Source organism: Streptomyces sp. NRRL B-24085 (genome assembly GCF_001282115.1).
Taxonomy (GTDB): Bacteria; Actinomycetota; Actinomycetes; order Streptomycetales; family Streptomycetaceae; genus Streptomyces.
Genome location: NZ_LJBR01000467.1, coordinates 1 through 8,549 on the forward strand (window position 1 = coordinate 1; position 8,549 = coordinate 8,549).

At 73.1% G+C, this 8,549-nt stretch carries 10 protein-coding genes; 5 read left to right on the forward strand and 5 right to left on the reverse strand.

The genetic code is table 11. From position 1 onward, the window contains the following. Positions 1–55: 55 nt before the first annotated feature. Together AOJ26_RS36800 and AOJ26_RS36805 are read right to left on the reverse strand one after the other, a co-directional pair. Positions 56–595 carry a peptidoglycan-binding domain-containing protein gene (locus AOJ26_RS36800; protein WP_053852701.1) on the reverse strand — a complete coding sequence of 180 codons (540 nt, stop codon included), beginning with the start codon at positions 593–595 and terminating at the stop codon, positions 56–58. A 215-nt stretch (positions 596–810) separates the two neighbouring features. Next, positions 811–1,470, reverse strand: coding sequence for a ThuA domain-containing protein (locus AOJ26_RS36805; protein WP_053852702.1), 660 nt, complete (start codon positions 1,468–1,470; stop codon positions 811–813). 72 nt (positions 1,471–1,542) lie between these two features. On the opposite strand from AOJ26_RS36805, the gene AOJ26_RS36810 reads away from it, so the two are divergent. Beyond that, positions 1,543–2,175 (forward strand): VOC family protein, encoded by a 633-nt coding sequence (locus tag AOJ26_RS36810; RefSeq protein WP_053852708.1) that lies wholly within the window; start codon positions 1,543–1,545, stop codon positions 2,173–2,175. Between the two features lie 52 nt (positions 2,176–2,227). Next, the gene (locus AOJ26_RS36815; RefSeq protein WP_179200299.1) at positions 2,228–2,626 is read left to right on the forward strand and encodes a VOC family protein; all 399 of its coding nucleotides are present in this window, start codon (positions 2,228–2,230) and stop codon (positions 2,624–2,626) included. Here the strand turns inward: AOJ26_RS36815 and AOJ26_RS36820 are convergent. After that, positions 2,612–3,274 (reverse strand): helix-turn-helix domain-containing protein, encoded by a 663-nt coding sequence (locus tag AOJ26_RS36820; RefSeq protein ID WP_053852709.1) that lies wholly within the window; start codon positions 3,272–3,274, stop codon positions 2,612–2,614. The two genes, AOJ26_RS36815 and AOJ26_RS36820, sit on opposite strands and share 15 nt — an antisense overlap. 2 nt (positions 3,275–3,276) lie before the next feature. Next, positions 3,277–4,218, reverse strand: a complete 942-nt coding sequence (locus AOJ26_RS36825) for an AraC family transcriptional regulator (RefSeq protein WP_053852704.1) — start codon at positions 4,216–4,218, stop codon at positions 3,277–3,279. 81 nt (positions 4,219–4,299) lie between these two features. Between AOJ26_RS36825 and AOJ26_RS36830 the strand changes: the two genes are divergently transcribed. Beyond that, entirely contained in the window at positions 4,300–5,136 is an 837-nt protein-coding gene (locus AOJ26_RS36830; RefSeq protein ID WP_053852705.1) for an NAD(P)H-binding protein, read from the forward strand. Between the two features lie 81 nt (positions 5,137–5,217). Here the strand turns inward: AOJ26_RS36830 and AOJ26_RS36835 are convergent, their stop codons facing one another. Then, complete coding sequence (locus AOJ26_RS36835) at positions 5,218–6,360, reverse strand: YihY/virulence factor BrkB family protein (protein ID WP_053852706.1); 1,143 nt, start codon at positions 6,358–6,360, stop codon at positions 5,218–5,220. A 586-nt stretch (positions 6,361–6,946) separates the two neighbouring features. Between AOJ26_RS36835 and AOJ26_RS36840 the strand changes: the two genes are divergently transcribed. Then, the gene (locus AOJ26_RS36840) at positions 6,947–8,155 is read left to right on the forward strand and encodes a heparan-alpha-glucosaminide N-acetyltransferase domain-containing protein (RefSeq protein WP_053852707.1); all 1,209 of its coding nucleotides are present in this window, start codon (positions 6,947–6,949) and stop codon (positions 8,153–8,155) included. Between the two features lie 35 nt (positions 8,156–8,190). Then, positions 8,191–8,549, forward strand: a 359-nt coding sequence (locus AOJ26_RS36845; protein WP_234358765.1) for a phosphopantetheine-binding protein, incomplete at its 3' end; no start/stop codon positions are given.

The window sequence follows — 8,549 nt, forward strand, 5'->3', positions numbered from 1 at the left end:
GTGGCCGTCGGGGGGCGGGTGACCGTGCGGCCGCCCGTTCCCCGGCCGGCCGGGGTCAGCCGCGCTGGTCGTAGTAGGCGATCCGCCAGGGTCCCCTGCCCTTGAGCTTGACCCGGTACTTGCCGCTGACCCGCTTGAACTCGACGTCCCGCTTGTCGCCGTCGTAGCGGACCGCGCCGCCCGGGCCGGGGCCGTGGAGCCACTGCTCGGCGAACTCCCAGCTCTGGTCGGTGACCACGCCGTCGTTCTCCTGGAGGCCGTAGCGCTCCTGCCACCACTGGGTGGCCGACTCGGTCTGCGGGCCGAAGGAGCCGTCGATGTGGCTCTTGGCGAAGTTGTGCCAGTCCCCGTCCTCGTCCTGCCACTTGGCGCCGTCCGCGTACAGGACGGACTGCCACAGGGCCGTGGCGTTGCTGTCGGCGTAGTCGTCGACGCTCAGGTTCTCCTCGTCGCGCCAGTCGTCGCTGACGACGCCGTTGCCGTCGATGCCGTGGTACGAGGCCGCGTCGGCGGCCGGCGCCACGGCCAGGCCGAGCGTCCCGGCGCCCAGCAACGCGGCCGTCACCGTCGCGACGGCCCGCTTGCGCATGCTCATGGAAGTCTCCCTTTCCGAACCGCCGTGGTTCCCCCCGTGGTTCCCCCTGGGGCGGCTCGCTTCGCTTGGCACGGCACAGCCTCACAGGGCTGAGGTGCGCACGGCGAGAGCTGCCCGCGTCCCCGGTCCGGCGGGGGACGGTCCGTCCCGTGTACGGCGGTGCGGTACGGGAGCGCGGGCCGTGCGGGGACCTGCTGGGACGGGATGGGACGGGGTCAGCCGGTGCCGTGCGCCGGCCGTGCCGCCCAGGTGATCCCGCCCAGCAGATGGGCGCGGAAGTCGGGGTCCGCCCAGGCCTCGGCCGCGTGGCCGAGCGCGGTGTAGAAGACGCGGCCCGCGCCCTGCTCCCGGCACCACACCAGCGGGTGGTCGGCGCCCATGCCGCCGCCTTCGTACGACGACTCGTCGGCGCACGCGAGCACCCGTACCGATCCGCGGGGGTTGGTGCGGAAGTCGTACCACTCGTCGGTGAACTCCCAGACGGCGGGGAGGTGCCGGGTGGCCGGGTGGTCGCGGTCCTCGACGCGGATCCTGCCGGGCTGGTACGCGGGGTGCCTGTCGAAGCGGGCGCCCAGCAGTTCACCGTAGTAGGGCCAGGTGTACTCCGTGCAGGCGGCCGCGTGCACCCCGACGAACCCGCCGCCCGACTCCACGTATCCGGCGAGCCGTTCACGCCCGGCCGGGGTGAGGATCTCGCCGCTGGTGGAGAGGAAGACGACGGCGGCGTACCGGTCGAGGGGCCGCTCCAGAGCGGCCGGGTCCTCGCTCGCGTCCACCTCGAAGCCGCCGAGGGCGCGGAGTGCGTCCACGGCGGCGGGGATGGAGTCGTGGCGGTAGTCGGCGGTACGGGTGTGGACGAGGAGTCGGGGAGCCATGGCCAGAGCCTAGGAGGTGTGTCGCCGTACGGGTGTTCCACCGTGCGGTCCGCGCGCCGTAGCCTCGGCGCGGTGAACGCGATTCCCGCACGCCTCGACCATCTCGTCCTCGCGACGCCCGACCTGGCGGCGACGGTCGCCGACTTCACCCGGCGGACCGGTGTGGTCCCCGCCCCGGGCGGGGTGCACGTCGGTCTCGGCACCCGCAACCACCTGGTGTCGCTGGGCGGCACCGCCTATCTGGAGATCATCGGCCCGGACCCGGAGCAGCCGGAGCCGACGGGCCCGCGCCCCTTCGACGTCGACTCGCTCACCGCCGCCCGCACGGTCACCTGGGCGATCAGTCCGCCCGACCTGGACGCGGCGGTGGCCACGGCCCGGGCCCGTGGGTACGACCCCGGGGAGATCCGCCCGATGAGCCGCCGCCGCCCCGACGGCACCCTGCTGGAGTGGCGCCTGACGGACGGCGACACCCAGCACCCCTCCGGCCTGGTCCCCTTCCTCATCGACTGGGGCGCCTCCCCGCACCCCACCGCCTCGGGTCTGCCCACCACCGCCCTGCTGTCCCTGAGCGCGACCGCCCCGGCGCCCGAGGAGATCCGCCCCCTCCTCGCCGCCGTCGACGCCCGCCTCGCCCTCGCCGAGGGCCCGGTGGGGCTCTCCTTCACGGTCGACACCCCGCGGGGACCGGTGGCCTTCGGCTGACGTGTCCGATTCCTTCAAGACCGGGCGCCGAGGGCACGCCTACGGTGACGTCATGACTCCACGATTCGACGCCATCGGTCTGGTGGCCTCCGACATGGCCGCCTCCGTCGCCTTCTACCGGCGGCTCGGGTTCCCGTTCCCCGACGGGGCCGAGTCGCAGCCGCACGCGGAGGCCGAACTCCCGGGCGGTGTTCGGCTGTTGCTCGACACGGAGGAGACGGTCCGCTCCTTCCACCCCGGCTGGCGGGCCCCCTCCGGCGGCAGCCGCACCGCGCTCGCGCTGCGGTGCGCCGGTCCGGCCGAGGTCGACGCGGTGTACGAGGAGCTGGTGGGCGAGGGATTCCACGGGGAGCTCAAGCCGTGGAACGCCGACTGGGGCCAGCGGTACGCGTCCCTGCACGACCCCGACGGCAACGGCGTCGACCTGTACGCCCCGCTAGCCGGCGAGTAGCCGCCCGAGCGGCAGGCCCGCAAACTCCCTTACGTCACGGGCGAGATGGGCCTGGTCGGAGTAACCGCAGCGGGCCGCCGTCTCCGCGAACGGCACCCCGGCCCGGGCCAGCGCGAGGGCCCGCCGCAGCCTCAGGATCCGGGCCAGCGTCTTCGGCCCGTACCCGAACGCGGCCAGCGACCTGCGGTGCAACTGCCGCGCCCCGAGGCCGATCTCGTCGGCGGTCACGGCGACGGGACGGCCCGCATCCAGGGCGGCGACGAGGGCCCGCAGGACGGGGTCGGGAGGGCTCGCGCGCTCCAGGGCGATGTCCTCGACGGCCTTGACGGGGTCGGACGCCGCGGCGACCCGGCTCCGCAGTCGCCGTACCTCCCAGGCCGGCCACAGATCGGACAACTCCACCCGCCGGTCGCGCAGTTCATGGGCGGGCACCCCGAGGAAGGCGGGCGCGGCACCGGGGGCGAAGCGCAGGCCGACCCAGGTGCCGGGGGCGCCCCCGGTGACGTGGGCACGGGTGTCGGGCCCGGCGACGAGCAGCCGCCCCTCGTTCCAGAGCAGGTCCATGCAGCCGTCGGGCAGCACACGTCCGGAGCCGTCGCCGGTCCAGACGACGGCGCCTTCGAGTCTGGACGCCCTCTCCGCGTACACCGTCACCCCCCGCGGACCCTCAGCCGGAACTCCTGCGGACTGACCCCGTACCCCCGCTTGAACGCACTGGACAGGGCGAACGCGCTCCCGTACCCCACCTGCCGGGCGATCGCCTCCAGCGTGGCGGACCCCTCCCGCAGCCGGTCGGCCGCCAGCGCCAGCCGCCACCCGGTCAGATACGCCATCACCGGCTCCCCCACCAGCTCGGTGAACCGCCGGGCGAGCGCCGCCCGCGACACCCCCGCCTTGGCGGCCAGGGAGGCCACCGTCCACGGATGCGCGGGATCGTCCTGCATCAGCCGCAGCACCCGTCCCACCACCGGGTCCGCGAGTGCCGCGTACCAGGCGGGCGCTTCCGCCTCGGGCCGGGAGAACCAGGCCCGCAGCGCCGCGATGACCAGCAGGTCCAGCATCCGGTCCAGGACGACCTCCTGACCCGGCTCGTCGCGCACGATCTCCTCCATGAGCAGAGGGGTCAGCGGGCACTCCCACACGGCGGTGGTCAGCGACAGCAGCGGCGGGAGCGCGTCCAGGAGCCGGTTGCTGATCTCGCCCTCCATCAGGTACGTCCCGATGAGGAGCACCGTCTCGCCGTCCAGCCGGTCCCCCCAGGCGCGGACCCCGAGGTCCATGGAGCCGTTCAGGGACCGCCCGTCCGGGTAGCGGCACTCGGCGCCGGGCAGGATCAGCGCCTGCGGGGCCGTGCCGGGGTCGTCGGCGCATGTGTAGGGGTCGGGGCCGCGGGCGATGGCGAGGTCGCCCGGGCGCAGCCGGATCCGCTCGCCCGTGTCGGGCAGGATCACGGCCTCCCCGCGGACCATCAGCATGACCGTCAGCGGCGCCCGGTCCTCCACGCGCACCGCCCACGGCGGGTCGAAGCACGCACGGATCATGAAGGCGCCACGCGCCCGCGGTCCTTCCAGCAGACCTGCCAGAGCGTCCATGCGGCCAGCGTAGACGGGTGCGCATGGGAATGAGCCGTTCGGCGATGGTCCCTTGCCGGGCCCGGGAGTTGACTCGGCTGCATGACGGAGAACACGCGGAACATGACGGTGGTGGTGACCGGTGCCTCGGGTCGTACGGGCAGCCGGGTGGCGCGGTCCGCGCGGGCCGCGGGACTGACGGTACGGGCGGCCTCGCGGGCGCAGGGGTTCGACTGGCACCACCCGTCCACCTGGGCGCGGGTGCTGCGGGGCGCGGACGCGGCGTACCTCGTGCACCCCTCGGACATCGGGGCCCCGGGGGCCGCCGAGGCGGTCGGGGCCCTCGCGCGGGAGGCGGTGGGGGCCGGCGTACGGCGGCTGGTGCTGCTGTCGGCGCGGGGCCAGGACCGGGCGCGGGACGCGGAGGAGGCGCTGCACGTGTCGGGGGCGGACTGGACGGTCGTGCGGGCCGCGTGGTTCGCGCAGAACTTCAGTGAGGGGCCGCTGGTCGAGGAGCTGCGGCTGGGCGGGGAGCTGGTGTTCCCGGCGGGCGAGGTGCGGGAGCCGTTCGTGGACGTGCGGGACATCGGGGACGTGGTGGCGGCCGTGCTGTCGGCGGGCGACCGGTACGTCGGGGAGACGGTCACCGTGTCCGGCCCACGCCTGCTGACCTTCGGCGAGGCGGTCGCGGAGATCGGGAAGGCGACGGGGAGGGAGCTGGCGTACCGGGCGGTGTCGGCTCGGGAGTACGGGGAGCGCCTGGCCGGGTTCGGGGTGCCTGAGGGGGAGGTCGGAGCGCTGGTCGAGGCGTTCGAGCAGCTGCTGGACGGCCGTAACGCGTTTCTGTCGGACGGGGTGCGGGAGGTGCTGGGCCGTGCGCCGCGGGACTTCGCGGAGTTCGCGAGGGAGGCGGCGGCCGCGGGGACGTGGACAGTCTGACCCCGGTCCGTGCTCCGACCTGAGGGGGGCGGGGAACCGCGCGACGAGCCCCCACCGGCCCGCACCCGGCGACACGCCCCGTCAGGACCCCTCGGGCTTCTGCGGGGGATGCGTCGTCTTCGCGTGGGTCCGCAGCCGGGACGTCACGTCCTCCGGCGGCAGGAAGCGCGACCAGCGCTCCGGGAACTCCGAGGGCATGCCGGGGTCGTCGGGGTCCGGGTCGGCGTCGTGGAGCGCGGCCGCGCGGGCCACGTACTCCGCGACCTGCGCCTCGCGCACCCGTTCCTGCGCCGCGCGCGCCGCCGCCGTGGCCGCGGCAGGCCAGACACGGTCGATGGCCGCGTTCATCGCCGCGCCCACCAGGACGGCGAAGGCGGAGACGCCGATCCACAGCAGCACCGCCACGGCGGCGGCGAGCGAGCCGTAGATGGTCGCGCCCTCGATCGTGCTCTGGAGGTAGATCCGGAGCAGGAAGCTCCCCAGCACCCACATCGCCAGGGCCACCAGTGCGCCCGGCACGTCCTCGATCCACGGTGAGCGCACCGGTACCGACACGTGGTACAGGGTGGTCAGGAAGGCGATGGAGAGGATGATCACCACGGGCCAGTACAGGACCTGGACGACCGTCGTCGACCACGGCACGATCCGCACCACGGCGTCCGGGCCGGCCACCATCAGGGGCAGCGCGACCGAGCCGATCAGCAGGGCCGCGATGAACAGCGCGAACGCCACGAGCCGGGTCTTGACGATGCCGCGGACCCCGTCGAGGCCGTACATGACGGTGATGGTGTCGATGAAGACGTTCACCGCGCGCGACCCGGACCACAGGGCGAACAGGAAGCCCACGGAGATGACGTCGGGACGGCCGCCCTTCATCACGTCGTCGAGGATCGGCTGCGCGATCTGCCGTACCCCCTTGTCGGACAGGACCGTGCGCGCGGCGTCCAGGAGGTTGGCCTCCAGGCTGCTGATGCTGTCGGTGCCGGTCCAGTCGTCGACGTAGCCGAGCAGTCCGATGAGGCTGAGCAGCAGCGGCGGTACGGACAGCAGCGAGAAGAACGCGGCCTCGGCGGCCAGCCCCAGGATGCGGTACTCGATGCACGAGTTGACGGTGTCCTTGACCAACAGCCAGGCGGTCCTGCGCTTCGACACGTTCCGGTAGAGGGCACGGGCCCGGTGGAGCCGGCCGGGTGGCTGTTGAGGGGAGTCGCTTGCTGCCTGCACGACCTAAAGGTATCCGCCACGGGAGCGTGCACTCATCCCCGCGTCCCGGTCCTGGGCACGGCCGTGCGGGGAACGTCCGCTCGTGTTCGGTTCCGTCACGGCCCGGAAAGCACCGGGCAACCCCGCGGACATCACAGAGGAAATCGAACTCCTTTTCTGTCATGAACCCGTTGGCCAGATGTGGCGGATTCCCCAACCGGAATGCCGGTCGGCAAATACACCGGTCATGAGGTGAGTTTCCCGGTGGCTGCCACGGAACAGCACGAACTCAGCATACCGCAGCCGCCCGGCCGACCAGCGATAAACCGCCATTGACCGAAACGCGCTTGACCCGTTCACGAGCGCCTCGAAACAATTCGGATTGCATTCTCAGGGCCCTGACCAAGGCACGAGTCGGCCACTTTGTCCCCGTCGCGTGGTCACTCCAGGCGCATACCGAACCGCTCCTTCTCTCATTCCATTACGTGCCTCAGGGCACTTCTTTTTCTTCCGGAACACCGGAACCACGGGGAGCCTTCTCCATGATTTGCCGCTGCGCGGTGAACAGCGGTCGCCATCCCGCCGTATCCCACTCTGGAGAATTCCCATGCCTGCTCCGAACGCGCCGAAGCAAGCCGTGCCGCGCATCGTGGGGGTCGATGTGGCCCGGGGCCTCGCCCTGCTCGGAATGTTCTCCGTTCACGTGTTCGGCGCGTTCGACGAGGCCGGGTCGCCGACACCCGCCTGGATGTTCGCGGGCGGCCGTTCCTCGGCGACGTTCGCCGTGACGGCCGGGATCGGTCTGGCCTTCACCACCGGCGGCCGGCGGCCGGTGACCGGGCGGCCCGCCGCGGTGGCGGTGGCGGCGCGGGCCGGGGTCATCGCGCTGATCGGACTGCTGCTCGGGTACGCCTCGCGCGCGGCGGACCTGGACGTGGACGTGATCCTGGCGTTCTACGCCCTGCTGTTCCTGATCGCGGTCCCCCTGCTGGGCCTCGGCCCGCGCACCCTGGCGGGGCTCTCCCTGTCCCTGGCCGTGGGGGCGCCGTTCGCCGTGCACGCGCTGCGGGGCGTGCTGCCCGAGCCGGCCTTCGACGGCGATCCGACGCTCCAGGACGTGCTCACCGATCCGCTCGGCCTGGTCTCGGACCTGCTGGTGCACGGCGACTACCCGGTGCTCGCCTGGACCGCCTATCTGTGCGCCGGACTGGCCCTCGGCCGCCTCGACCTGGCGTCACGCGAGATCGCGCCCCGGCTCCTCGGGGGCGGCCTGGCCCTCGTGGCCGGGACCTGGCTGGTGTCGTCCCTGGTCCTGTTCCGGTACGGCGGGCTGCGGCACCTGTGGCGCGCGGAGTTCCCCGGCGCCTCCCGCGCCGAGGCCCTGTGGGACAGCCCGGACGGTGAGACCTGGTGGGCGCTGCTCTCCCGCGCGCCGCACGCGACCACGCCCTTCGACATGCTCCTCACCCTGGGCTCGGCGGCGGCGATCCTCGGCGGCGCCCTGCTGCTGACCAGGAGCACCCGTCTCACCCGGGTGCTCATGCCGCTCGCGGCGGCCGGCAGCATGCCGCTGACCCTGTACGCCGCCCACGTGCTCCTTCTCGCCACCGGTGCGCTCTCCGGCACCCCCGAGCTCCTCTACGCCGTCATGACCACCGGAGCGCTCCTCTTCGCCCTCTCGTGGCGGCAGCTCGGACGTGGCCCGCTGGAAACGGTCGTCGCGAGTGCGGCCCGGCGGTGTCGCGAGGCCGTAACACCGCCGCGGCCCCCGGAACCGGTGGCGGACCCGGCCCGACTTAGCAGGCACACCGAATAGTCCATAAGACCAAAAGTGATGATCTAGGAGTTCAAGTGGTGGTAAATCCCGGCGAGATCACGACAGTCGCCCCGGTGGACGGCACCGCCCAGGTCCTCGCCGAGGTGCTGGCCGGGGTCGTGAAGACGGATCAAGTCCCCCTCGACAGCCACTTCTTCGACGACCTGGGTGCCAACTCCCTGGTCATGGCGCAGTTCTGCGCCCGGGTGCGGAAGCGGGGCGATCTGCCGCAGGTGTCGATGCGGGACGTCTACGGCCACCCGACGATCCGCGGTCTGGCGACCGCCCTCGCCGCGGCCCCGGCCGCCGCACCGGCCCCCGCACGGCCGGCCGAGCCGCCCCCGCCGCCGGGCGGCACCGCCCGGTACGCGCTGTGCGGGCTGGTTCAGTTCCT